18 protein-coding genes, 1 tRNA gene and 1 pseudogene are annotated in these 24,431 nt (G+C 72.8%); 7 read left to right on the plus strand and 13 right to left on the minus strand.

Annotated elements, in window-relative coordinates; genetic code table 11:
- Positions 1-173: 173 nt before the first annotated feature.
- The 4 genes from OH807_RS01415 to OH807_RS01430 all read right to left on the minus strand — a co-directional run bounded on the left by OH807_RS01415 (position 174) and on the right by OH807_RS01430 (position 4,459).
- Entirely contained in the window at positions 174-773 is a 600-nt protein-coding gene (locus OH807_RS01415) for a DUF1349 domain-containing protein (protein ID WP_406192703.1), read from the minus strand.
- 74 nt (positions 774-847) lie between these two features.
- A complete protein-coding gene (locus OH807_RS01420; RefSeq protein ID WP_406192706.1) occupies positions 848-1,228 on the minus strand; it encodes a hypothetical protein in 381 nt (126 codons plus the stop codon).
- A 226-nt stretch (positions 1,229-1,454) separates the two neighbouring features.
- A complete protein-coding gene (locus OH807_RS01425; protein ID WP_406192709.1) occupies positions 1,455-2,444 on the minus strand; it encodes a DUF916 domain-containing protein in 990 nt (329 codons plus the stop codon).
- Between the two features lie 62 nt (positions 2,445-2,506).
- Entirely contained in the window at positions 2,507-4,459 is a 1,953-nt protein-coding gene (locus tag OH807_RS01430; protein ID WP_406192712.1) for an RICIN domain-containing protein, read from the minus strand.
- Between the two features lie 382 nt (positions 4,460-4,841).
- Here OH807_RS01430 and OH807_RS01435 point away from each other — a divergent pair, with 382 nt between their 5' ends.
- Positions 4,842-7,715 carry a SpoIIE family protein phosphatase gene (locus OH807_RS01435; RefSeq protein ID WP_406192715.1) on the plus strand — a complete coding sequence of 958 codons (2,874 nt, stop codon included), beginning with the start codon at positions 4,842-4,844 and terminating at the stop codon, positions 7,713-7,715.
- A gap of 134 nt (positions 7,716-7,849) precedes the next feature.
- Here OH807_RS01435 and OH807_RS01440 read toward each other — a convergent pair whose 3' ends face one another.
- Both OH807_RS01440 and OH807_RS01445 read right to left on the minus strand, forming a co-directional pair.
- A complete protein-coding gene (locus tag OH807_RS01440) occupies positions 7,850-9,103 on the minus strand; it encodes a hypothetical protein (protein ID WP_406192718.1) in 1,254 nt (417 codons plus the stop codon).
- Between the two features lie 137 nt (positions 9,104-9,240).
- The gene (locus tag OH807_RS01445; protein ID WP_406192721.1) at positions 9,241-9,621 is read right to left on the minus strand and encodes a winged helix-turn-helix transcriptional regulator; all 381 of its coding nucleotides are present in this window, start codon (positions 9,619-9,621) and stop codon (positions 9,241-9,243) included.
- A 141-nt stretch (positions 9,622-9,762) separates the two neighbouring features.
- On the opposite strand from OH807_RS01445, the gene OH807_RS01450 reads away from it, so the two are divergent.
- Together OH807_RS01450 and OH807_RS01455 are read left to right on the plus strand one after the other, a co-directional pair.
- Positions 9,763-10,731: an NADP-dependent oxidoreductase gene (locus tag OH807_RS01450; protein WP_406192724.1), complete on the plus strand. Its 969-nt coding sequence runs from the start codon at positions 9,763-9,765 to the stop codon at positions 10,729-10,731.
- Positions 10,732-10,805: 74 nt separating this feature from the next.
- Positions 10,806-11,126, plus strand: a complete 321-nt coding sequence (locus OH807_RS01455; protein WP_406192727.1) for an NIPSNAP family protein — start codon at positions 10,806-10,808, stop codon at positions 11,124-11,126.
- A 92-nt stretch (positions 11,127-11,218) separates the two neighbouring features.
- Here OH807_RS01455 and OH807_RS01460 read toward each other — a convergent pair whose 3' ends face one another.
- The 3 genes and pseudogenes from OH807_RS01460 to OH807_RS01470 all read right to left on the minus strand — a co-directional run.
- Positions 11,219-13,027, minus strand: coding sequence for a sigma-70 family RNA polymerase sigma factor (locus tag OH807_RS01460; protein ID WP_406192730.1), 1,809 nt, complete (start codon positions 13,025-13,027; stop codon positions 11,219-11,221).
- Between the two features lie 2,042 nt (positions 13,028-15,069).
- Positions 15,070-16,254 (minus strand): polysaccharide lyase, encoded by a 1,185-nt coding sequence (locus OH807_RS01465; RefSeq protein ID WP_406192733.1) that lies wholly within the window; start codon positions 16,252-16,254, stop codon positions 15,070-15,072.
- A gap of 295 nt (positions 16,255-16,549) precedes the next feature.
- A pseudogene (locus tag OH807_RS01470) lies at positions 16,550-16,925 on the minus strand (chlorophyllase); the annotation flags it as partial.
- A 317-nt stretch (positions 16,926-17,242) separates the two neighbouring features.
- On the opposite strand from OH807_RS01470, the gene OH807_RS01475 reads away from it, so the two are divergent.
- Positions 17,243-18,265: an alcohol dehydrogenase gene (locus tag OH807_RS01475; RefSeq protein WP_406192736.1), complete on the plus strand. Its 1,023-nt coding sequence runs from the start codon at positions 17,243-17,245 to the stop codon at positions 18,263-18,265.
- Between the two features lie 75 nt (positions 18,266-18,340).
- Here OH807_RS01475 and gndA read toward each other — a convergent pair whose 3' ends face one another.
- From gndA to OH807_RS01490, 3 genes are all read right to left on the minus strand, one after another.
- Positions 18,341-19,786: an NADP-dependent phosphogluconate dehydrogenase gene (gndA, locus tag OH807_RS01480; RefSeq protein ID WP_406192739.1), complete on the minus strand. Its 1,446-nt coding sequence runs from the start codon at positions 19,784-19,786 to the stop codon at positions 18,341-18,343.
- A gap of 9 nt (positions 19,787-19,795) precedes the next feature.
- Positions 19,796-20,056: a co-chaperone GroES gene (locus OH807_RS01485; protein WP_406192742.1), complete on the minus strand. Its 261-nt coding sequence runs from the start codon at positions 20,054-20,056 to the stop codon at positions 19,796-19,798.
- Positions 20,057-20,298: 242 nt separating this feature from the next.
- Positions 20,299-20,372: transfer RNA gene (locus OH807_RS01490), tRNA-Met, on the minus strand.
- 347 nt (positions 20,373-20,719) lie between these two features.
- On the opposite strand from OH807_RS01490, the gene OH807_RS01495 reads away from it, so the two are divergent.
- The 3 genes from OH807_RS01495 (at position 20,720) to OH807_RS01505 (ending at position 23,292) form a co-directional block, all read left to right on the plus strand.
- Positions 20,720-21,826: a mechanosensitive ion channel family protein gene (locus OH807_RS01495; protein ID WP_406192745.1), complete on the plus strand. Its 1,107-nt coding sequence runs from the start codon at positions 20,720-20,722 to the stop codon at positions 21,824-21,826.
- A 180-nt stretch (positions 21,827-22,006) separates the two neighbouring features.
- Complete coding sequence (locus OH807_RS01500) at positions 22,007-22,339, plus strand: PadR family transcriptional regulator (RefSeq protein ID WP_406192748.1); 333 nt, start codon at positions 22,007-22,009, stop codon at positions 22,337-22,339.
- A complete protein-coding gene (locus tag OH807_RS01505; RefSeq protein ID WP_406192751.1) occupies positions 22,336-23,292 on the plus strand; it encodes a hypothetical protein in 957 nt (318 codons plus the stop codon). Before OH807_RS01500 ends, OH807_RS01505 begins: the two co-directional genes overlap by 4 nt.
- Positions 23,293-23,503: 211 nt before the next feature.
- Here OH807_RS01505 and OH807_RS01510 read toward each other — a convergent pair whose 3' ends face one another.
- On the minus strand, positions 23,504-24,379 hold the full coding sequence (locus tag OH807_RS01510) for a LysR family transcriptional regulator (RefSeq protein ID WP_406192753.1): 876 nt from the start codon (positions 24,377-24,379) through the stop codon (positions 23,504-23,506).
- Between the last annotated feature and the right edge of the window lie 52 nt (positions 24,380-24,431).

Below are 24,431 nucleotides of genomic sequence, written 5' to 3' on the forward strand. Positions count from 1 at the left end.
CTCCGGCGAATCCGCCGCTGGGCGACCTCGCCGCCGGCGGTCGGGCACCGGTCGGTGACGCGACCAGGCTCGACGCCGACCGTCGCGGCCACCGTCATCGGCCGGAAACCCGCACCACCGCACAACCGCCGGTGACCGGAGCCGGGGCACACCCGGGCCCGGCAGCGGCGCGCTCACCGCCCGTCGAACAGGTGGGCCAGCCGCGTCCGAGTGAGGCGGATGGAGTCGAAGTCCACGCGGCACCCCTTCCCCACGGGCGACTGGGCCGCGATGCCCACGCGGACCTCACGGTCCGGACCGAGGTCGAACTGCCGGACCAGCCGCCACGTCGTGCCGTCGGAGGATGCGTGGAAGGCGAACGCTCCGTCCACCCGGCTGATCCGCAACCACAGCGCCCCGCCGTCGACCGGCCGGCCGACGGCGTCGTCGGAGCGGCCTCGGGTGACCACCGAGTAGACGCTCGGCGCACCGTCGGGCGCCTGCTCGAAGTTGACCTTCGCCCAGTGGTCCCGGTCCGAGCGGACGAAGAGCGCACCGGCGTCCCACGGGGCCCGGAACCCCACGCGGAGACGGGCGGAGAACTGCCAGTCACCGCTCGGCGGATCCACCAGGGCGACGGCGGCGTTGTTCCGGACGGCGCCGGTGAGCGGGTCGGTGAGCACGTCGGTGTCCGCCTCCGCGAAGACCGACAGCGTGCCGTCCTTCAGGGTGTGCACCGGCGTCGTTCCCAGCCATTGCGCCTGCGACAGGAACGTGAGGCTGTCGAACTGCACGTCCGGCTCCCGCTGACAGGGGTGGTGGAGGGACGACCGCACGCGGGTGCCGGGCGGGCGGCGCGGCTCGCCCCTCAACGGACGGCCATCAGGTCCCCGGCGGACCTCCCGCTGGTGGGCCGCGGCATCTCGACGACCCGGCACCCCGCCTCCTCCATCCTCCGGATGACGGCCGCTGCCGCCGCGTCGTCCAGGGAGAACACGAAGGGACCGGGGATCAGCACGGTGTCGCAGATCCCGGTCACGACGGCGTGCAGCAGGTCCTCCAGTGCCGCCAGCGGTTCGGTCGACCGCCGGCCGTTGTCCATGAAGACCGTCGCCTCGCCCAGCCCGGACTCGATCGCGTAGTGGGCGAGGACCCGCCAGTAGTCGAGCAGGTACCCCGTGTCGTACGGGTAGCAGCGGAGGTAGATGGCGGTGGAGCGGCTCGCGACCGACCGAATGCGTCTGTTCATGATCTCTTCTCCCAAGACGGCGCCCCCACGTCGTGCGGATGGTGTTCCTGCTTCCAGGAAGATCGGGAACGGGGTACGGCCCAGCACCGCGGCCACCCTGAAACCTGCGAGTGCGCCGAACCGTGGGTACTTCCCCGCGTAGTCATGGGTAGTGGCCGGCCGCCGTGACCGAGCCGTCCGCCCCGCCCGGCCGCCGTCCGACGGACGGCGGGCGCGAATGGGGAGGTCAGTGCCCCGGCTCCGCCGCGGACGGAGCGGCGCCGCCGGTGCCACCGATCGCCGCGCGCGCGGCCGCACGCCTGCGGCGCCCGACGAGCAGGACGGCGAGCGCGGCGGCGGACACGGCCAGGGCGCCGGCCAGGACCCACGGCACCGAGGCGAAGTCGTCGGCGCCGGTCGCCCGGATCCCGTTCGCGTCCACCGTGACGGTGACGTCGCCCCAACCCGTGGGCGCACCGGACCAGTGCTCGGTGACGTCCACCTTCTGCCCCGGGAGCAACTCGGCCGGCACGTTCGCCAGTTGCCGGGTTGCGGAGCCCCCCACGAACACACCGTCGAGTCGGACGGAGGCGCGGGGGTCGAGCTTGACGTTCCCCGTGTTGTGCAGGGTGTAGGACAGCGTGGAGCCGCTGCTGCCGGTCCACGGTATGCGCGGGTTGTGCGGCGTGAACCGCACGTCCTCGACGGCGAGCGCCGGCCGTTGCGCTCCGACGACGCGCAGGTAGATCCGGGCTCCGACACCGCGCTGGACGCCGACGTAGGAGCCGGTCCCGGTCGACACGCGGTCGTCGACGGCCACCAGCGCGCCCACGTGGTCCCCGGGCGGGGCGTCCGCGGGGATCGTCAGGGTGAGGCCGACCGTCAGCGACGAGTGGGCGGCCACCGTGACGACCTCCCGCTCCGGCCGGCCCCAGGCACCGACGTCGTGCTGGGCCTCGTCGCGGCCGCGCACCGTCAGGCCGCCGTCGCGCTCCGTGTTGTAGGCGTCCGCGACGTACAGGTGGAAGGTGAGCGGCCCGTCCGTGGTGTTCGTGACGACGGCGCGGTCGGAGAGGGCCGCGCCGGGGAGCGTCGAGAGCTGGAAGGCCGCGCGCGGCGTGATCGCGGAGTCCGCCGGCTTGACCGACCACTCGCCGTTGTCGGCGGCACGGGCCTGGGTGGGGAACAGGGCCAGCAGGCCGAGAAGGAGGGCGGTGACGACGGGTGCTCTGCGCATGATGGGCCGGCTTTCGGTGTGCCGCGTGCCGGACGCGAGGTGCGTCCGGCACGCGAGCACGGTCACAGGAGGGTGAGGGTGAGCGTTCCGGAGTAGTTGCCGACGGGGGTGAACTTCGCGATGTCGAGCGACACGGCGGCCCCTGCGGCGAACTCGCCGCCGGTCAGGGTGCCGTCACCGGCGGACGCGAGGGTCGCGCCGCCCTTGCCGATCGGTCCGGGGCTGCCCGCCTGGCAGGCGCTCGGGCTGTCGGCCTTGGTGGTGCAGGTGGGCGTCCAGCTCAACCGGTCCGCGTCGATCGTCCCGCGCGGTCCGGTGAAGTCCGTGACCTTGCCGGTGAGCGACCAGCCGGCCGTCCCGCCGCGGAAATCCTTCACCGTCACGGTGTTCAGGGATCCGGTCGAGGTCCCGCCCGCCCCGAAGGCGACCGGCGGGAGCTGTACGGCGTCGGCGTCGGAGGTCATGGCGAGCACGCCGGCGTTGACCGAGGTGGCGATGTGCTGCTCCACCGTCCCCGGAGTACCGGGGCCGGTCGGGCCGGTCGGGTCGGTCGGGTCCGTCGGACCGGCGCCGGCCCCGACCTTCCACGCCTGGCCGGCACTGTCGTTGCAGTCCCACTGGACCAGCTCGGCGCCCGCCGCCGTGGACCCGTTCTGGACGTCCAGGCACTTGTTGCTGTGCTTGGCGACGATGCGGACGCTGCCGTCCGCGAGGTTCTCGAAGCGCCAGCGCTGGTTGTCGCCGGAGCCGCAGTCGTACTGCTTGACCTCGGCCCCGTTCGCGGTCGACCTGTCCGCCACGTCGAGGCACTTGCCGCTGTGCTGGGCCAGCACCCGGACGTAGCCGCCACTGTTGTCGGTGAACCGCCACTCGGTGTTCAGTCCACCGTCGCAGGCCCCCTGGACCACCGGCACGTTGTTGTCGGAGAGGCTGTCGGTGACCCTCGCGCACAGGCCGCTGCTCTTGGCGGCCATGGTGTTGAGGGGGTCCCCACCGGCACCGGCGATCCGGCCCGTCGCGGTGTCGATCGAGATCTCGGGGTACCACGGCAGGGTCATGGTGGTGGCGGTCGGGAACTGCAGCGGGAGCCAGACGTAGGTGGAGTCGTTGACCCGCTTCGGATCGGCCCCCACGCCCGCCCAGCGGTCGCCCATGTAGAGGTAGGAGGTGGTGTCACTGCCCTCGACCGGCAGCACGAAGGCCGTCTGCGAGTCGTGGCCGTCGTGGTTCCCGACGTCCTTCATCTCCGTCCACGGCCCGGTGGGGCTCGGGGCGGTGGCGTACTTCTGCTGGTTCGGGTCCCAGTAGCTGGTGCCGGAGGTGAGCATGAAGTACACGTCCCCGCGCTTGAACAGCGCGGGCGACTCCCGGTGCTGCCCCGGCCAGGGATTCGCCGCGACGTCCTTCACCTGCGTGTAGTCGTCACTGAGTTCGTAGATCATCAGATCGGCGTTGTTGTTCGCCGAGGAGATCATGTAGGCCTTGCCCGCGGCCTTGTCCTCGAACACTGTGATGTCTCGCGACATGTACTCGGCCCCGGAGGCGTCCTTCGGACGGAACGAGCCCTTCCACTGGTAGGAGCCGTCCACCGTGGAGGAGACCGCCACGGCCGCCCGGGCCTCTCCGTAGGAGTCGTCGGCCTCCTTGTGCATCCACATCACGAACTGCTTGGTCCTGCTGTTGTAGAGGACCTTCGGCCGCTCGATCAACGCGGTGCTCAGCTCCGGAGCGGACTCCTGGGTGAGGACGTGCCCCCGCGGCTCCCAGCTCTTGAGGTCCTTGGAACGGTAGGCCGAGACGTAGCGGAACTTGTTGTCCTCGCCCCGGTCCTCACCGAACCAGTAGTAGTAGTCGTCGACCTTGATCACGCCGCCGCCGTGCGCCTGCACCCCGGCTCCGGCCGTATCCGGGAACTGGGTGCCCGCGGCGGCGGTGACCGGTGCGGCCTGGGCCGTCGGTGCCACGGCCGGCACGGCCAGGAGCAGGCCGACCAGGCCGGCGAATACGGATCCCATTCTTCGCATACAGGTTCCTTGATGCCATCCGCGCGGTCCCGGCCGTCGAGGACCAGCCTCGAGAGCGCCATCCCAACACATCGAACAGGACCAAACATTTTTACGCGGGAATCAACAGGTGGGAGCCCATAGGCTCGCTGACCGAAACCCACGTGTCAACACTTCGCAACATCCGTGACATACGAGCCACCAACCTGTGACCTGCCGGACCCACCGGAGCGGGGGCACCGGGGCAACGCCGGTGGGCCCGCGCTCGCCGGACCCCGGCCGACGTCACGGAGAGTGGCCATCACTCTGCCCCCTGCAGCTTTTCCGTCCATTCCGGGTGCTCCGCCGGACAGATGGTTGCCAGCACCGCGTCAAACCGGGCTAAATGGGGGACATGAGCCTGAATCCGGGCGTTCAGCAGAGCCGGACGGCCGGTGGTCGTGCCTCCGGCGGAGCTGGCCCGCCCCCGTCCGACGGTGACACTCCGCAGCCGGGGGGCTCCCGCTCGGAGACTCCGGACGGCCCACCACCCGACGGGGCAGCGCCGCGCGCACGCCGGCCGGCGCCCCGCAGTTTCGCCCGGGAGGTCTTCCTCCTCCAACTCGTCATCGTGCTCCTCCTCGTCGCCGCCGCCGTGGTGGCGCTCCTGCTGCAGACGCAGCGCGACACCATGGCCGATGCCCGGCACCGCACCGTCGCGGCGGCCCAGTCCTTCGCCCACGCCCCCGGACTCCTCGCGGCACTGAACGGCCCCGACCCCACCGCGACGCTCCAGCCACTGGCCGAGGAGGCCCGGATCGCGTCCGGCATCGACGCCCTCATCGTGTACAACCTCGACGGCATCACCCTCACGCACAGCGACGTCTCGCAGCTCGGCAAGCACGTCGTCGGTCCCTATGCCGAGGCCGCCGAGGGCAAGGCGTTCACCAAGACCTTCAAGGGCGCGCTGGGCCCCTCCGTGATCTCGGCCGTCCCCGTCAAGGACGCCTCGGGCAACGTGGTCGCCATCGTCTCCGCCCCGGTCACCGTCCAGGCCGTACAGAACTCGGTGGACCGGCAATTCCCCGTCATCCTGGCGAGCGCGGCCGCGGCCGTCGCCCTCTCCGCAGGTGCGGCGGCCCTGGTGAGCCGTCGGCTGAGGCGCCAGACCCACGGTCTGGGCCCGGCCGAGATGACCCGGATGTACGAGCACCACGACGCCGTCCTGCACGCGGTGCGGGAGGGCGTGCTCATCACGGAGGACGACGGCCGCCTGCTGCTGGCCAACGACGAGGCCCGGCGGCTGCTGGACCTTCCGGCCGACGCGGAGGGCCGCCCGATCGACACGCTGGGCCTCGACCCCGGCACCGTCCGCCTGCTGGCCTCGGACCGGCTCGCCGACGACGAGGTCCACCTGGCGGCCGACCGGCTGCTGTCCCTCAACAAGAGGTCCACCCGCCCCTTCGGCGGGCACCCCACGAGCGTGGTCACCCTGCGGGACACCACCGAACTGCGAGCGCTGTCGGGCCGGGCGGAGGTGGCCCGGGAGCGGCTGCGACTGCTCTACGACGCCAGTGCGCAGATCGGCTCCACCCTGGACGTGGCGCACACCGCCGCGGAGCTGGCCGAGGCGGTGGTCCCCCGGTTCGCCGACATCGTGAGCGTCGAACTCCAGGACCCGGTGCTGCGCGGTGACGAGCCGGGCGGCAGCAGCACCGAGCTGCGCCGGACCGCCCTCACCGGACTCGCGGAGGACCACCCGCTGTACCCCGTCGGCAGGCTGATCGACTTCGCGCCCGACACACCGATGGCGGCCGGCGTCAACGACGGCCGGTCCGTGGTGGAGCCCCACCTGACCGAGTCCACCGGCTGGCGCTCCCAGGACCCGGCGCGCGCCCGGCAGATCCTGGACTACGGGATCCGCTCCCTGATGGTCGTCCCGCTCCGGGCGCGTGGCGTGGTGCTGGGCCTGGTGAACTTCTGGCGCACGGAAGCCTCCCCGCCCTTCGACGACGAGGACCTCGCCTTCGCCGAGGAGCTCGCGCGCAGGGCCGCGGTGTGCATCGACAACGCCCGGCGCTTCACCCGCGAGCACGGGACGGCGGTGGCCCTGCAGCGCAGCCTGATGCCGCGCGGGCTCCCGGAGCAGGAGGCCCTGGAGGTGGCCCACCGCTACCTGCCCGCACAGACGGGGGTCGGCGGCGACTGGTTCGACGTGATCCCGCTCCCCGGCGCACGGGTCGCCCTGGTGGTCGGCGACGTCGTCGGCCACGGCCTGCACGCGGCTGCCACCATGGGCCGGCTGCGCATCGCCATCCACAACTTCTCGACCCTGGACCTGCCGCCCGACGAGTTGCTGAGCCATCTGGACGACCTGGTGGCACGCATCGACGACCAGGACGAGGGCGAGGACTCCGGGACCACCGGGGACCACACCCCGGCGATCACCGGGGCCACCTGCCTCTACGCCATCTACGACGCCGTGTCCGGACGGGTCACCGCGGCCACCGCGGGACACCTTCCGCTGGCCGTCGCCCACCCCGACGGGACGGTGACGTTCCTGCGTCCCCCGGTCTCCCCTCCGCTGGGCCTGGGCGCCGGCCTGCCCGTGGAGACCGCCGAGCTGATCGTGCCCGAGGGCTCGCGGCTGGTCCTCTACACCGACGGCCTGCTCGCCTGCCGCGACCGCGACCGCGACGTGGACGTGGCGCTGGCATCGCTCGGTGCGGCCCTCGCCGGACCGGTCCGCCCGCCGGAGTCCACCTGCGACGCCGTGGTCGAGTCGCTGCTGACCTGCCGGCCCGACGACGACGTCGCCCTGCTGGTGGCGCGGACCGGGCTCCTCGCCCCGGAGCGGGTCGCCGAGTGGGAGGTGTCCTCCGACCCGGCAGCGGTCGGGCCGGTGCGCAGGGCGTGCGCCCGCCGGCTGGAGGAGTGGGGTCTGGAGCAGATCGGCTTCGGGACCGAGCTCATCCTCAGCGAACTGATCACCAATGCCGTCCGGTACGGCGCGCAGCCTATCCGCGTCCGGCTGCTCCTCACCGACACCCTGGTCTGCGAGGTCTCCGACGGGAACAGCACCGCCCCGCACATCCGCCGTGCCAAGGACACCGACGAGGGCGGCCGGGGTCTCTTCCTGGTCGCGCAGTACGCGCAGCGGTGGGGCACCAGGTACTCGTCGCGCGGCAAGACCATCTGGACCTCCCAGTCGCTCAGCAGTGGCACGACGCCGGGGGACGAGCCGTCGGCGGACGCCCTGCTCGACCAGTGGGACGACGTCGAGCTCTGACCGGTTGGGCGTCGCCGGCCCGCGCGACCCCGCGCGTGACGGCGCCGAGGTCCCGGGAGCCGGGCGGACCCGGTGCGGGACACCGGGCCCGCCCCTGCGGAGGGGATGCTCACGGACGTCGACGGCTTCGGGTGCTACCCGTGGCGCGCCGTCCGGCGGCGACGCGCGACCACGAGCATGCCGGCGCCGACCGCGAACACGGCGGCCCCGGCACCGGCGATCGCCGCGTCGTGCCCGCCGCCCCCCGTGTGCGCCAGGCTCTGCTCCCTGGCATCCGCCGTGGTCTTCGCCTGGACGACCGCCGCCGGCTGGATCTTCAACGGTGCGATGGTCGGGTTGTCGATCGGGATCGGCAGCGGCAGCTGGTCGACGCCTTCGGGATCGGCGGAGGTCGACGGCGGCGCCGACGGGGCCGGGTGGGCCGTCGCAGGAGCGGTGGCCGGCGCGGCCGAGGCTGCGCGCGTCGGCGAGCTCGGCGAACCCGTCGGGCTGCTTCCCGCGCTCGTGGGCGTTGCCGTCGGCAGGGGAGCCGGGGCGGCCGGCGTCGCGGTGGGCGCCGGAGCGGTCGGCTTCACCACCGGGGCCGGGGCGGTCGTCGTCACCACGGGCGCGGGGGCGGTCGTCGTCACCACCGGCGTCGGAGTGGTGGGCTTCACGACCGGGGCCGGGGCGGTCGTCGTCACCACGGGGGCCGGCGCACGGGTGGGCGTCGCCGTCACCACGGGCGTCGGGGCCTTGATCCTGAAGCCCGCGCAGCCCACACCGCACGCGCAGCCGAAGCTGCCCTGGTCCACCGGCAACCCGGTCCGGTCGTCGAGTCGCGCGGCGAAGAGCACGGGGGCCACTCCGCCCTTGCCGACCGGCGCCTGGGCGGAGAACGAGGTGCGGACCTTGAGAGCGAGGGTCTTCCCCTTCCGCACCGCCACGAGTGCCTCGTCCGCGACGTTGCCACCGTCCGTGCCGCCGAGCACGATCAGGACGCCGTCGTTCGCGCTCTCGCTGCCGGGCGCGAGGGAGCCCTTGAGCCAGTCGGTCCGCCCGGGCAGCTGGTACTCGACCTTGAGGTCGGCGACACGGAGGTCGCCGGTCGTGTTCTTGAACTTCAACAGGGGGAAGGCGACAAAGTCATGCTCTGACGGATTCTCCACGGTGTAGCTGAACTCCTTGGCCGCACCACCCACTTCGAAGTCCCGCGGGACACCCGACAACGACGGCTCCAGGCCCCGCTGCAGGGAGGTGTCCAGGCGGGGGGCGGAGGCCGAGGGACCGGCCGGGGACGTGCTCGCCGGAGACGCACCGGGTGAGGATGCGCCTGCCGCGCCCACCGTGAGCGTGGACAGGACGAGTGTGGTGGTGCCGGCGAGAATCAGGTTGCGGCGGGTGGACACGTGATCACCTTCAGAGGAGGAAGTCCCGACACCGCATCGGTGTCTGCCGTGAGGGAGACGAGGAGCGGCCCCCTCGTCCCGCAGGTATGCGGGTTCGTTATCTCCCGGCCCGTGCAGCCCTCGCCCTCCCCCGGTGATCAGGCGTTCGACAGCCGGCCCGGGTCGACGTCCGTCCCGTCGATGTTCTCCTCGACCCAGTCGCGCAGCCGGGCGAGCGGGACGGCGGCACTGCGCCCCAGCGCGGTGAGGGCGTACTCCACGTGCAGGGGCACCGCGGGATAGACGGTGCGGGTCAGCAGCGCGGCACCCTCCAGACGGCGCAGGGTCTGGGTGAGTACCTTGGGGCTGACCCCCTGCAGATGCCGCTGGAGCTCACCGAAGCGCTGCGGCCCCGCTTCGAGCGCTCCGATCGCCAGCGCCGACCACTTGTTGGCCAGCAGGTCGAGCATGGCCCGGCAGGGGCACTGGGCTGCATAGACGTTGTGCTCGTCGTGCTGACCGGTTGCGCATTCCCACACGTTGAACCACTCCTCACCAGGTTACTTCCCTTGGGAAAGTAGTAGACCTTGCGGGTAACTATATGCCCCTGGGTACGGTCGACGACATCAGCGGGGAGGCCCACCGAGAGCCTCCCGCCGTTCTCTGCCTTGGGAGTCGACATGTCTGTGAACTCGATGCGCGCGGTGGTTCAGGACCGCTTCGGCGGTCCTGAGGTGCTGAAGCTCGCGCAGGTGCCGCGCCCCGCCCCGCTGCCGACGGAGGTGCTCGTCCGGGTACGGGCCGCCGGCATCAACCCGGTGGACTGGAAGACGCGCGCCGGCGGCGGGATGGCCGGCGTGCTGGGCGAGCCACCGTTCGTCCTCGGCTGGGACGTGTCCGGGGTGGTGGAGGAGGTCGGCTTCGGGGTGAGCACGCTGCGGCCCGGTGACGAGGTCTTCGGAATGCCGTGGTTCCCCCGGGCAGCCGGCGGCTACGCCGAGTTCGTCACCGCGCCGGCCCGCCAGTTCGCCCGCAAGCCCGCCAGCCTGAGCCACGTCCAGGCGGCGGCCGTACCACTGGCGGCCCTCACCGCGTGGCAAGCCCTGGTGGACACCGCCGGGCTCCGCGCCGGCCGGCGCGTGCTGATCCACGCCGCCGCCGGCGGGGTCGGCCATTTCGCGGTACAGATCGCCAAGCACCTGGGCGCCGAGGTGATCGGCACCGCCAGCAGCCGCCGGCACGACTGGCTGACCGGGCTCGGGGCGGACCGGCTCGTCGACTACACCACCACCCGGTTCGAGGACGTCGTCACCGACGTCGACGTGGTCCTCGACCTGATCGGCGACGAGCACGACCGCACCAGCACCCGCTCGCTGGAGACGCTACGCCCCGGCGGCCTGCTCGTCGCCGTCCCCTCCGGAGTCTCCTCCGAGGTCCTCACCGCCGCGGAGAAGCTCGGCGTGCGGGCCAGTGCCTTCCTGGTCGAGCCCGACGGCGCCGCCCTGACCCGGCTCGCCGAACTCATCGACTCCGGCGCGGTGGCCGTCGAGGTCGAGGAGGTCTTCGGCCTGGCGGAGGCCGGCCGGGCCCACGCACACGGCGAGACCGGCCGCACCCGCGGCAAGCTCGTCCTTGACCTCAGCTCCTGAGCCCGGGCCCTTCCCCGCGGTAACCGGCCCTCCCCCTCGATGTCGACGACTTCACCCACACACGGAGACCTGCGATGTTCTACGAGATCCGCCACTACCTCACCAAGCCCGGTCGCCGGGACGAATGGCTCCGCTTCATGGACCGGACCGTCATCCCCTTCCAGAGCTCGAAGGGCATGGTGATCACCGCCTCCTTCGTCGACGAGGAGGATCCGGACGGCTACGTCTGGATCCGGCGGTTCGAGGACGAGGCCCATCGGGTCGCGGCGTACGCCGCGGTCTACGAGAGCGAGCGCTGGATCGACGAACTCGGCCCGGCCGTGGACGACCTGCTGTTCGTCGACGAGTCCGTGGTCACCCGCGTCGTGCCGACGCCCCGGTCGCTCCTGCGCTGACCCACCGTGCCCGACGAGGGCCCGGTCGAGCCCGGTCGGGCGCGACCGGGCCCTCGTCGGGTTTCCGCCCTGCCGGGAAGCGACGGCGGGGCTCACAGTTGGAAGGAGACCTTCCCCCTGCACCCGACGTCCCCACCGCACGCCTGGGGGAAGAGGCGCAGCGTCTCGTCGACGGCCCCGGTGCCTTGGGCGCCCAGAAGCTGACCGGACTGCCGGTGCTGGAGGCCCGTCCCGCCACCCGGCAGGCTCACGGTCTGCCAGACCTGACCGGCGCTGCCGCGACAGGGGTGCTGCACGACCGCCGCGGAGGCAGCACCGGTCGAATCGAGGCAGCCGCCGTTCCCGGCGCTGGTCACCGCGTAGCCGGTGCCCGACGCTTCGGGCCGCAGGTACCAGCTCTGGAAGGTCGCGCCGCTGCAACCGTTCAGGTACGGGGCGACCTCGTCGACCGTATCGACGTCCTCGGCCTCGACACAGGTGCCCGGAGCCGCCAGTCGGAGCCTCACCACCCGGTCCCCCGGGTCCGGGGTCCGGCCGCCGGGAGCCGAGTAGACCCCGGCGGAGAGGCCCCCGGCCCCACCCTTGCCCGTCGCCGCCGTCGACTTGGCGGACGCCGCGGAGGTTCGGGCCGCACTGGGACTCGCCGTGCCCGGGGCCGCCGTCGACGCGGTGGGCGCGGGGCCGACCGACGGGGCGGTACGGCCGGGCGAGCCGGAGGCCGTCGACGGCGCCGACAGGGTGGCCGTGGTGGCAGCGGTGGCCCTGGTCGGCGCGGCGGCGGCCTCGATCCGCACCTGGGGTGCCGAGGGCGCGGCCGGGTCCGGACCGTCCGACCGGGGACCGGCCGGACCGGAACCGGTCGCGAGGGTGACCAGCACCGCGGTCGCGGCCACCCCTGCCACGGCGGCTCCGATCGCCGCCTTCGCACCGTGGCCCGCTCCGAACCGGTGCGCCGCGCCGACCGGGCTGCCGCCGCCCGCGCCGGCCCCCGGCGAGTGACCGCCGTCCCACAGGACGAGGGCGCCGAGTCCGGCCGCCCGCAGGCGCCGGTTGACGTCACGCATCTCCTCCAGGCACGAACGGCAGTCCCGGCACTCGTCGAGATGCCGTGCCAGCCGCTTGGTCATCCGCTTCGACGGGCGGTGGACCGACGCCGCGATCTCGGGGGCGTACGCCTCGCACTCGGCGGACGCCGCCCGACGGACGTGGGCGACGAGGTAGGCCTCCCGCAACCCCTCGCGAGCACGGGAGGCCAACGAGGAGACACCACTCGGGGTGAGACCGAGCAGAGGAGCGATCTCCTCGGCCGCCCGCTGCTCGATGACGGCGTGCCAGAGCACCGTGCGCCAGCGCTCCGGCAAGGACTGGTAGGCCTCGGCGACCAGGTGCCGTTCGGCCGTGGCGGCGAAGAGCTCGTCAGGCGCAAGGACCCGCTCCTGCCGGTCGGCCCAGTCACCGAAGTCGGAGGTGAGCAGGGTGCGCCGCTCGGCCGTCGACCAGGCCATGGCCGTGTTGCGGACGACAGCCAGCAGGTACGGGCGCCAGTTCTCGTCGGGCCCCGACCCTGTCCGCACCGCCGCCAGGGTCCGGGCGAAGGCTTCGCTCGCCAGGTCCTCCGCGCTGTCGGCGCGGCCGGTCACGATCCGCGCGTAGCTCAGGGCCGCCTTGTGGTGGCGCTCGTAGAGCTCCGCGACCACCCGGTCGTCCCCGCTCCGCAGCCGTGCGGTCAGACGCGCATCGCTCTCGGGGGCCGGGCCCTCCGTGCCGGCCCCCTCCTCCCCGGGCACGGCCGAACCGTCGCACAGGGCCGAACCGTCGGCCTCGGGCGTCGGGGGCGAGTCGGCGGATCCGGAGAGCGGGCGCGGGTCGCGCGGCATGAAGGGCTCCTTCGAATTGAGCATGGTGGTTCCTCACGCCGGGGGACGTGGCCCCCGGATCTGTCGCTCCCGGCCGCTTGCCAAGGCTGCGGTCACCGCGACGGGAGAGAGTGTTCGCTGAGTCTGATCCGGTTCCCGGGCGCGCGTCCGCGCCGTCGGGTTCGCAAGCGCGCACGCGCCTGCCTCACGGGAGCCGGCAGGACGGAGGACCGGAGTGGTCCCCCGACCGGGAGGCCCGAGGGCCGCCCGAAGTCCCGGCCGAACCGTCGGTGGTAACCGGACCATCGGGCGGAAGGGCGTCCCTGACGCTCCCCGAGCACGGCAGGACCGGCCTCGGCACGGCCCCGGCCGACGCGCCGGACGCTGCGGCGATCGTGTCCGGACGACCGGGTGCCGACGACCCGTCCGCCCGTTCCCTCCTCCCCGGACCTCCCGTCCGGCCATCAGCCGTCCGTCGTCGTCGGGGTGTCCCTCGGGGACGCCGGAGCCGACGGACCGGGCCCGTCGGGGCTCGGCGAGAACGACGGTTCGACCGAGCCGCCCGTCGGGGAGTCGCTCGGCCGTTCGGGCTGCGGCTCCGGAGACGGCCGGCGCGTCTCGGCCGGACCGGACGGGGGCGGTGTCCCGTCACCCACCCGGGTTTGCACCGAACTGCCGGACGCCCCGGGCCTGGACGGCGGCGGCCCTGCGGCCGTGGACGGCCCCGGGGTGCCCGGTACCTGCCCGGAGGAGGATGGTCTCGCTGAGCCCGCGGTGGTCGGCCTGGCCGATCCCGACGCCCCCGGCGTCGCCCGCGACGGTGCGGTCGGAGCGACGCCGGCGGGCCTCTTGCCCGTGCCCGCGGTGCTGCCCACCGCAGGTGCGGCCGAACGCGCCGTCGGACCGGGCGTGGCATCGGAGGCGGGAACGACGTCGGGGGCGGAGGTGGATCCCGGCCGGGGCGTGCCGCCCTCCCAGCCGCCGTGCTGCGCGGCGGCGGTGCCGCCCACCAGCGCGGAGGCCGACACCGCCAGGCCCCACCACAGCACGCGGCGGGAGCGCCACTGCCGGCCGGCCCGCTCCGACCGGGCCGATGATTGCGGCCGCGCGGCGTGCACGACCTCGGCCACGGGGTGGATCACCACTGTGGGTTCCTCGTCGGGCCGGTACGTCCCACGCTCCGCCGGCGGCGCCACCGAGGAACAGGAGGTGCAGAACGACGCGGGCGGCCAGGCCGCCGGGGACCGCCCGTCCGCGGAACCGTCCGCAGCGCCCTCCCGGGAGTCCCGCAGTGCCGCCATCGACCGGCACGTGCGGACGGCGACGTCGGCGGCGCGGGCGCGCCGGACATCCTGGGCGTCGTCCTGACCGGTGGCCGCGGTCGGGACCTCCCGCTGTCCCGAAGCCCGCACCACGGCCCGCAGGATCTCCCGCCGACACGCCTCGGGCAGCGACATCATTCCTTCCCCGGCCCGCCGGCCCATGACGTCGTACACCGCCGACGGCTCGGCCTCCTCCCCCGCAACCACCGGGCACGCGGGCAGCACGACGTTGGCGTGCGCATCGGCAGTTGCGGACGACCGCCTCGCGGGTGGCGACTCGGAACCTCCCCGGTCCCACGCACTGACACGAGCGGTGGCACGCACGTCCTCGGTGGAACCGGGGCCGCCACCGTGGTCCGGACCGGGGCCCGCTCCTCGACCGCCCTGCCCCGGTACCCCGCTGCGGGGCACGAAGGTCCTCCAGGACGCTGCATGCTCTCTCACTGTTCTCCCTCGAATGCGGCTCGGCATGCGACGATCCGCATGCACCGGCCACCAGTGAGGGAGCCCCGAAGCCCGCCACCGTCCCGGGGCTTTATCGAAGCGTTATCGACGGCTTCTGACGGCGATCACCGCCACCGACTGCGGCACCCGACCGTAACCGGCCGGCCCCGCCGTTCTGTGGCACGAGGCGGTGCCGGTGCCATTGTCGACGCGGTGCGCCGCAGTCGCCCGAACACTCCCGAACGGCTGGGTTCCTCCGGATCGGCGCCCGCAAGCCCCCACGATCACGCTCCGGACGCTGCCTCGGACGGGACGATCCGCTCAGGGTGCCTTCCGGTGAGCCCGGCGGGCGACGGCCCTCGCGCGACTGCGGAGGTGGAGGAGGAGAAGTCCGCCGGTGAGCAGTGCGCCACTGACGGCCACCATGATCGGTGTGCGACCGGCGGTGCCGGTCTCGGTCAGGGGGTGGCCGTTGGTGTCCGTGTCCGTGTCCGTGTCCCTGTCCACCGGGGTGTCGTCCACGGGTCCGGACGTGGACCCGGGCGCCGCCGGCCCCGTCGCGGTGGCCGGGGCGGAGGTCTTCGCCGAGGCCGACTCGTGCGGCGTCTCCGACGCGGAGGGCCGGGCTGACGGGGACGACGTCGCGGACCTCGGGGATGGTGCGGAGGTCGGGACTACAGGGGTCGGCCCTACGGGGGACGGCGCGGCCGTCTGGTCTGCGGGGGCGGGGGAGACAGGCTTGATGGAGATGTCGTCGTAGTAGATGACCACGGACGGAGTTCCGGCGTTCACATGTCCCTTCGAGGTCTTCCAGTTCGGCCGGTAGAGGCCGATCTTGTGATACGGAACGGTGTCGCGGTGGGGCGCGTTCGTGGTCTGGCTGTAGCTGTTCGGGCCCTGGTGGGAGCCCACCAGGGTGCCGTCGAGCCGGGCGGCGACGGTACCGGGGGTGGTGGCGGTGGACCAGGTGATGTCGAAGGACCACTGGTTCCAGCGCCCGAGCTGTACGGGACCGAGGTCGTACTTGACCTCGTTCAGCGGCTCCGAGCCCACGATCCAGTGGACGATCATCATCCACCGGTCCGCCTTCACGACGAGGAGGACGGCGGGATCGGTGCCCTCCCCACCGTGCCACTGGGACACGATCGTCTGTGCCTCGTAGGAGATCCAGCTCTGCGGCAGGTAGTTGGAGAATGCGTAGCGGTAGCTGCCGTACGGCAGGCGGCTGGTGGCTATCTCACTGCGGTAGGAATTCGCTTCGTCGGGCATCGTGAACCTGGCGGCCTTGCCGGCGCGTCCACCGGGTGCCGCCACGACGTCCACCGTGCCCGCGCCGTCGATGCCCTGGCGGGGCCACACGGTGGTACCGCCGGACTCGAAACCGTCGCTGAAAGGGATGGTGGTGGAGTCCGCCGATGCGAGGGAGCCGACGGACAGGCCTCCCACCACCAACACCGCCCCCAGAAGTGCACCGGCCCGACGACTGCGGCTGTGACGGTGGAACATGAACCATCCTTGAGGCTGAGGAATGACGGGGCCCTGCGGCGTGGTGGCCCGGAACCAGCGCTGGGAACCAACGCTGGAGCCCGTGCACACACCGGCCGGGCAAGCTCCGGTTCGGCAGGAACCGGTTGCCAGTAACAGAGGGCCGTACCGCCTTCCCGTCCCCCGCCGTTGTCAATGTGTTACTGGCTTCGGCTCGTCAGGGTGACGTTGGGGCCGCGAGGGTGAGGCCGGTGCCGGCGATGAAGCCGCCGAGGGTGTCGGGCCGGTACCGCAGGCGCTCAAGCCGGTTGCGGACGAGGGCTTCGAGTCGGTCGAGGATGCGCCGCATGCCCTCGGCCCGCGACCGCCAGTACATAGGTGCCCCGGGGGTGTCGGGATCCAGGCTCAGCGTGGCCGAGCTCAGGTGGGTCGGCTGGATCACGACGAAACCGTGCGCCGCCCAGTAGTGGGCGAGGGGGGCGTAACCGTTCAGCGAGGAGAGGTGGTGGGTGGTGGGAGTGGCCCTGACCGCGTGAGAGCAGGACGACCGGCAGGTCCGTCCCGGTCACGGGGGCGGAGACCCGCACCTCCAGGTCCACGGCCCGGTCGCGGGCCGGCAGCACCACCGGACTGACCGGGAGGACGGCAGCGGGAGTGGGGAAGGCGTGGTCGGAGGGAGTCGGTTCACTCATGATGCGTGTCTCCGTTCGATGGCCTCTGCCACCGGCCCGTTCGGTCGGTGGCGGGCGAGCAGGGCAGGAGTGGCCCGCTTCGGCCGGACCGAAAGCGGAACCTTGTTCCACTTGCGATACGGAACAAGGTTCCGCTTCGTCAACGGTCATCGCGCCCCGTCATTGCACCGGCCGACGGCGCCGGTCGTCGGCCGGAGGACGGAGTGCCCGCCGCGCGCGATCGAGCCGGAACTGATGTCCTGGGCGCGGGAATGCCTTCTGCGGGCTATGCCGCAGCAGTGCCCGGTCGTACCAGTGAGTGCTTGGGAGAGATCCGGATGAGTACCTATCGCGTCGCACAAGTACCGGCCGCCGGCGGTCGCTTCGAAATCGTCGAGCGTGACGTACCCCGGCCGGGCCCGGGCCACGTGCGGGTGGCGGTGGAGGCGTGCGGGATCTGCCACAGCGACACCGCCTTCGTGGATGCCCTCCTGCCGGGCGTCCGGTTCCCGCTGGTGCCGGGCCACGAGATCGCGGGGCGCATCGAGGCCGTGGGCGAGAGCGTCCACTCCGGCTGGCAGGTGGGCGACCGGGTCGCGGTCGGCTGGTTCGGCGGCAGTTGCGGCCACTGCCGGCGCTGTCGACAGGGCGACTTCATCGTCTGCGAGACCCTGAAGGTGCCCGGCTGGGCGTACGACGGGGGGTACGCCGACGCGGTGATCGCGCCGGTGGACGCCCTGGCCCGGATTCCCGACGGACTGTCGGCGGCCGAGGCGGCCCCGCTGGGCTGCGCGGGCGTCACGACGTTCAACGGACTGCGGCGCAGCTCCGCCGAGCCGGGCGACCTGGTCGCGGTGCTGGGCATCGGCGGCCTCGGCCATCTGGCGGTGCAGTACGCCGTCGCCATGGGCTTCGAGACCGTGGCCATCGCCCGCGGGGCCGCCAAGGCGGACTTCGCCAAGGAGCTCGGCGCGCACCACTACGTCGACAGCACGGCGGGCGCCGGCGTCGGGGAGGCGCTGCAGTCGCTCGGCGGAGCGCGGGTGGTCCTGGGGACGGCCGCGAACTCCGCCGCCATCACGGCGACCGTGGACGGTCTGGCCCCCCGGGGCGAGCTGGTGGTGATCGGCGCGGACGCCGCGCCGCTGGGGATCAGCCCGAACCAGCTGCTCATGAGCGGCAGGATCATCCGCGGCCACCCCTCGGGCACCGCGCAGGACGTGCAGGACACCATGGAGTTCAGCCTGCTGCACGGCATCCGCCCGATGGTGGAGACGGTACCGCTCGACGGGATCACCGCGGCCTACGACCGGATGCTCGCCGGCGCCGCCCGCTTCCGGATGGTCGTCACCACCGGCTGACCGGCGCGCCCGCGTGCCACGGCCCCACCGGGTCCCCCCGGTGGGGCCGTGGCACGCGTCGGGCGGCCCGGGCGGTCAGCGCTGTTCCTCCGGGCGGTCCGCCTCCTCCCAGCGGGTGTGGAAGACCCCGTCGCGGTCGACCCGCCGGTAGGTGTGCGCGCCGAAGAAGTCCCGCTGCCCCTGGATCAGGGCGGCCGGCAGCCGCTCCGCCCGCAGGCTGTCGTAGTACGCGAGCGCGGTGGCGAAGCCGGGTGCCGGCACGCCCAGCTGCGCCGCCGTCGAGACCACCCGCCGCCAGGCCGCCTGCGCGGATCCGAGCGCCTCCCTGAAGTGGGCGTCGGTCAGCAGGGTGGGAAGCGCCCGGTCCTCGTCGTACGCGGCCTTGATCCGGTCGAGGAACCGGGCCCTGATGATGCACCCGCCGCGCCAGATGGCGGCCATCGCGCCGGGGTCGATCTGCCAGGAGTACTCGGCGCTGCCCGCCTGGATCTGGTGGAAGCCCTGGGCGTACGCGACCATCTTGGAGGCGTACAGGGCCTGCTCGACGTCCTCGGCGAACCGGTCGGAGGCGGCGCTGTCGAGCCAGGTCTCGGTCGGACCCGGCAGGCCGCGGCCCGCCTCGCGCAGCGGCACGCCACCGGACAGCGAGCGGGCGAAGACCGCCTCCGCGATGCCGCCGACGGGGACACCGAGCTCCAGCGCGGTCTGCACCGTCCAGCGTCCGGTGCCCTTCTGCTCGGCCCGGTCCAGCACGACGTCGACGAAGGGCCGACCGGTCTCCGGGTCGGTACGGGCGAGGATGTCCGCGGTGATCTCGATCAGGTAGGACTCCAGCCGCCCTCCGTTCCAGGCCCGGAACACCTCGGCGATCTGCGCCGGCTGCATGCCCCCGGCGTGGCGCAGCAGGTCGTACGCCTCGGCGATCAGCTGCATGTCCGCGTACTCGATGCCGTTGTGGACCATCTTGACGAAGTGGCCGGCACCGTCCGGTCCGACGTGCGTGCAGCAGGGCCTGCCGTCGACCTGGGCCGCGATGTCCTCCAGCAGCGGCCCCAGCAACCGGTACGCCTCCGCCGTGCCGCCCGGCATGATGCTGGGCCCCTCCAGCGCGCCCTGCTCACCGCCGGAGATGCCGCTGCCGACGAAGTGCAGCCCGCGCTCGCGCAGGGCGGACTCCCGCCGTCGGGTGTCGAGGAAATGGGCGTTCCCGCCGTCGACCAGCACATCGCCCTCGTCGAGCAGCGGGACGAGCTCGTCGACGACCGCGTCGGTCGGCTCACCCGCCTTGACCATGATGACGATCATGCGTGGGCGTTCGATCGCCGCGACGAACGCCTCCGGCGACGCGGCCGGAACGAACTCGCCCTCGTGGCCGAACTCCTCCAGCAGGGCGTCGGTCCTGGCCCGCGTGCGGTTGTGCACGGCGACGCGGTAGCCGTGGCGGGCGAAGTTCCTGGCCAGGTTGCGGCCCATCACGGCCAGTCCGGTGACGCCGATCCGGGCCTTCGGCTGCTCGGTCATGAGGCTCTCCTACTCGGCGGACAGCGAGAGGACCTCGTCCTCGGGGACCTCCAGGTACGTCTCCCCCTCGACCTCGATGGCCGAGCCGGAGAACGCGGCGAAGACGATCCGGTCGCCGACCTTGACGTCCACCGGGTGCGGCTTGCCGCTCTCCAGGGGCCGGCCTGGTCCCACCGCCACCACCTCGCCCGTACGGGTGTCGGCGTCCGCGGCGGGTTCCCCGATCGGCCTGACGACCAGGCGATCGTGCTCCGGGTGGAAGTCGGGCATGGGGTGCTCCTCTGAACTGGGCGGTACGGGTGCGAGCAGGCGGACCGGTGGAACCGGGCGACGGAGGCGCGGACGACGCGGTCCACCTTCGATTCTGCCGGGGTTCCCGGATCCTGCACGGTATGACCACCGGCTGTCGGCCTCATGGAGCCGGAGCCACCCGGCCGGCCCCGACCGCTCCCGACCGCCCCTACAGAAAAGGCCGGGCCGGCGCACACAGTGCGCCGGCCCGGCCTTCGAAGTAGCGGGGACAGGATTTGAACCTGCGACCTCTGGGTTATGAGCCCAGCGAGCTACCGAGCTGCTCCACCCCGCGTCGGTGAACCCGACTGTACGCCATCAGGGCGAGGAAGGAGAAATCCATTGAGCACCCGAGCGGCCCCGAACGCCACCGCGACCGCCGGCAGGCCCGCCGGCCGATCCGGGCTCGACCCCGCCGGTGATCCCGGCGGTCGTCGTCGGTTGCCGAGGGGCCGGAGAGCCGGGTCCCGCTGTGGTGGCGCCCGGGCCATGGGGCAGGATGGCCATCCGTTCGGAATGCGTACATCCGCTCCGACGTGACTGCGCACAAAACGACCTGGCAGGCGACAAAGTGACAACACAGCACATACGGCGGCCCGCGGCGGCCGGCTCCCCCGCGCTCCACACTGCGGGGGCGGGGCGGTGACCCGGGACATGCTCCTGCACGACTGGGTGGTGGCCGGCATCGCGCTGGCCTCCGGTTGTGCGGCCGGTCTGGTGCTCCGGGCACTGATGAAGTGGCTGGGCAAGCACGCGGGCAGGACCAAGTGGAGCGGGGACGACATCATCGTCGACGCACTGCGCACCATCGTCCCCTGGGCGGCCGTGATCGGCGGGGCTGCGGTGGCCGCTTCGGCCCTGCCGCTCACCGCGCGGGTCGGGGGGCTGGTCGATCAGTCACTGACCGCCGTACTCATCGTCATCGCGACACTCAGCGCGGCCCGGGTGGTGGCCGGGCTGGTGCAGTCGGTGGCCGCGTCCCGGACGGGCGTCGCGGCGTCCGCGACCATCTTCGTCAACATCACCCGGATCGTGGTGCTGTCGATGGGCGTCCTCGTGGCCCTGGAGACCCTCGGGGTGTCCATCGCCCCGCTGGTCACCGCCCTCGGCGTCGGCGGTCTCGCGGTGGCGCTGGCGTTGCAGGACACCCTCGCCAACCTCTTCGCGGGTGTGCACATCCTCGCGTCGAAGACCGTCCAGCCGGGTGACTACATCCGGCTCACCAGCGGGGAGGAGGGGTACGTCGTCGACATCAACTGGCGCAACAGCGTGGTGCGCAACCTGTCGAACAACCTGGTGATCATCCCCAACGGCCGCCTGGCGCGGACGAACATGACGAACTACTCCCAGCCCGAACAGAAGCTGTCGATCCTGGTCCAGGTCGGGGTCGGCTACGACAGCGACCTGGAGCACGTGGAGCGGGTCACCCTCGATGTCGTCGACAGCGTGATGGCCGACATCAGCGGCGGCGTGCCCGACCACGAGGCCGCCGTCCGCTTCCACACCTTCGCGGACTCCAGGATCAACTTCACCGTGATCCTGGGCGTCGGCGAGTTCAGCGACCAGTACCGGATCAAGCACGAGTTCATCAAGCGCCTGCACCAGCGGTACCGGACGGAGGGCATCTCGATCCCCGCGCCCACGCGCACCGTCTCGCTCCAGCAGGACGGGGCGGGCGTACCCCCGTCCCTCCCGGTGCCGCACCAGTGGCACACGGCGCCCGAGGTGCTGACGGACCGCCGGGGGTAGCCGGCGCGGGGGCGCAGTCGTCCCCGCGTCGTCCGACGAGTGATGCCTTCCTGTTGGAAATCTTTGAAAACTTCATGGCAACCGAGCGGTTTTCCAGGCGGACTGACGAATATTCAGCAATCTCTTGCCGGACACTACGGTGACCGTACTATGGTGAGGAGCGTGACGAACAAACGCTCCATGCAGGAGCCAACCTTCCTCCTCCTCACCGCACTTGCCGACCGACCCCGGCACGGCTACATGCTCGGGGACGAGGTCTTCGCGATCTCCGGCGGCCGGGTGCGGCTCGGCGCCGGCTCCCTGTACGGCACACTCGACCGCCTCCTGGCCGAGGGGCTGATCCAGGTCGACCGGGAGGAGACGGTGAACGGCCGCCCCCGGCGGGTGTTCGCCCTCACTCCCCACGGTGTCGACGCGCTCAGGGCCGAGAGCGAGCGCATGCGCACCACCCTGCGCGAGGCGGACCGGCGCCTGGCGACCACCTGGACCATTCCCGCAGGAGGTACGGCATGACCACGGGCCATCACTCGCCGAACAGCCGCCCGCTGCGGTGGGCCCTCGCCCTCTACCCCGCCTCGTACGGGGCCGGGGCGCGGGCGGAGGTCGCCGAGCACGCCGAACGCCACCTCGCCCGCGTGGGCCGGCTCGCCGGACTGCGGGAGGTGGCCGATGTAGCGGGTCACGGGGCCCGCGTCAGGTTCGGCCTGACGTCCCACCGCCCCCTGGGCCGGGCGCTCGCCACCGCGGCCCCGTTAGCCGCGGTGCTGGCGGCGACCCACGCGCTGGTCCTCGGCAACCAGGCCGTCCGGCTCGCCGCCGACCCCCTCTCCGACCCCGGCGTCCACTGGACCGGCCCCATCGTGGCGATGGCCCTGCTCGTCGCGGCGCCGGTACTGATGGCGGCGGCGGCGCTCCTCGGCCGCTGGGCTGCCGCGAGGATCCTCGCGGCAGCCACTGTGCTGACGACCGTGCTGGTCCACGTCCTCGGCCGGCCCGATCTGCTCGGCACGTCGGTCAGCCCCGAAGCCGCCTTCGCCCTGCACCGCAGCAGCCTCGCCCTGATCGCCCTGAACGCCGTCCTGCTCCTGGCGGCGCCGCCGGACCGCACGCACCCGCGATCCATCGCCCCCTGGCTGGTCGCCGGCTCCGTCGTCGCCGCCACCGCGCTCATGATTCTCACTGCGCCCCTCGGGCCGGAGAACTCCCTCACCGGGTTCGACCTCCTCGCACCGGTCGCCACCGGCGTCGCCATCGCGTGCACCGCTCGCACCGCGGGCCGGGCGGCAATGGCCACCGCCTTCCTGTCGGCACCGCTGCTTCTCGCCTTCCTGCTGATCCCCGGCGCGTTCCAGACACCGCTGCTCCAGCGGGTGACCGTCCTGTACGCGGTCGGCTTCGTGACCGCCTTCGGCGTCGTCCGGCTCACCGACCGGCTCTCCCGCCGCTCCGGCCTCTCCCGGCCCTGACCGACGCCCGGCCCTGACCGACGCCCGCCGCCGGCCCGACGCCCCCGGGGGCCGGTCGGGCCGGTCGGGCCTTCTCGCAGAGCGGCGCTGTCACGGTGGTGGGTTCCGCGGTGGCCTCGCGGGCGCCGGGCCGATGCCTGGAGGGCCCCAGGCCCGCGAGGCCTGATCAAAGATCGGCGCGTTCGGCGCCGAGCGGGTCGGCTGGTCCCGGTCAGGCCGCCGGGGCGGTCAGGACGGCCTCGGCCGCCAGCCGGAGATTCCTGATCATCGGATTCGGGTCGCCCTTGCGGCTGGCCAGGACGACCTGGCTGGGGGGAGCGCCCTCGACCGGAACGGTGACGAGGCCGGGCCGCAGCGAGCTACGCCGATCGCCGACCGGTAGCACGGCGATCGCCCTGCCACTGGCGACGAGTTCGAGCTTGTCCTCGTAGCTCTCGATCGGCGGCACGCCGGCCCCGAGGATCCGGTAGGAGGTCCAGACCGCGGTCTCGAATGCGCACGGCGCCGCCTCCTCGCCGGCCAGCTCCTCCGCGGTCACCGAGGCGCGGTCGGCCAAGGGATGGCCGCTCGGAACCACGAGCATCCGGGGCTCCTCGTACAGCGGGGTGGTGGACACGTCGTCGGCGGCGAGCGGCAGCGGGGCCCGCGCGATCAGGACGTCGACGCGCTTGTCGGCCAGCGCCCCGACATCGCGGCAGCTCAGATGCCGGGTGGTGATCTCGGCCTCCGGGTGACGGTGGCGCAGTTCCCGCACGACGGCAGTGATCACCAGGTCTTCGACGTAACCGATGGCGATTCGCTCGGTCCGGGCCTGTTCACGCACGGCCAGCTCGGCCTGGCGGGCGGCCTGCAGCAGGGCCCGGGCCCGGGGGAGGAACGTCCGGCCGGCCGGAGTGAGCAGGGCGCCCTGGGGTGTGCGGTCCAGCAGTCGTGTGTCGAGATACTTTTCGAGCCGTTGGATCTGGCGGCTCAGCGCCGGCTGGGCCACGTGCAGGTCGGCGGCGGCCCGGCCGAAGTGCTGATGCGCCGCCACCACGGTGAAGTAGCGCACCAGCCGCAGGTCCAGGTCCTGTCCGGGATCGTTCACCCTTCCAGCGTACGCGTCATGCCGTTTCGGAATGGCCGGGTTGCCGAACCGG

The organism is Kitasatospora sp. NBC_01560 (genome assembly GCF_045208415.1).
GTDB lineage: Bacteria > Actinomycetota > Actinomycetes > Streptomycetales > Streptomycetaceae > Kitasatospora.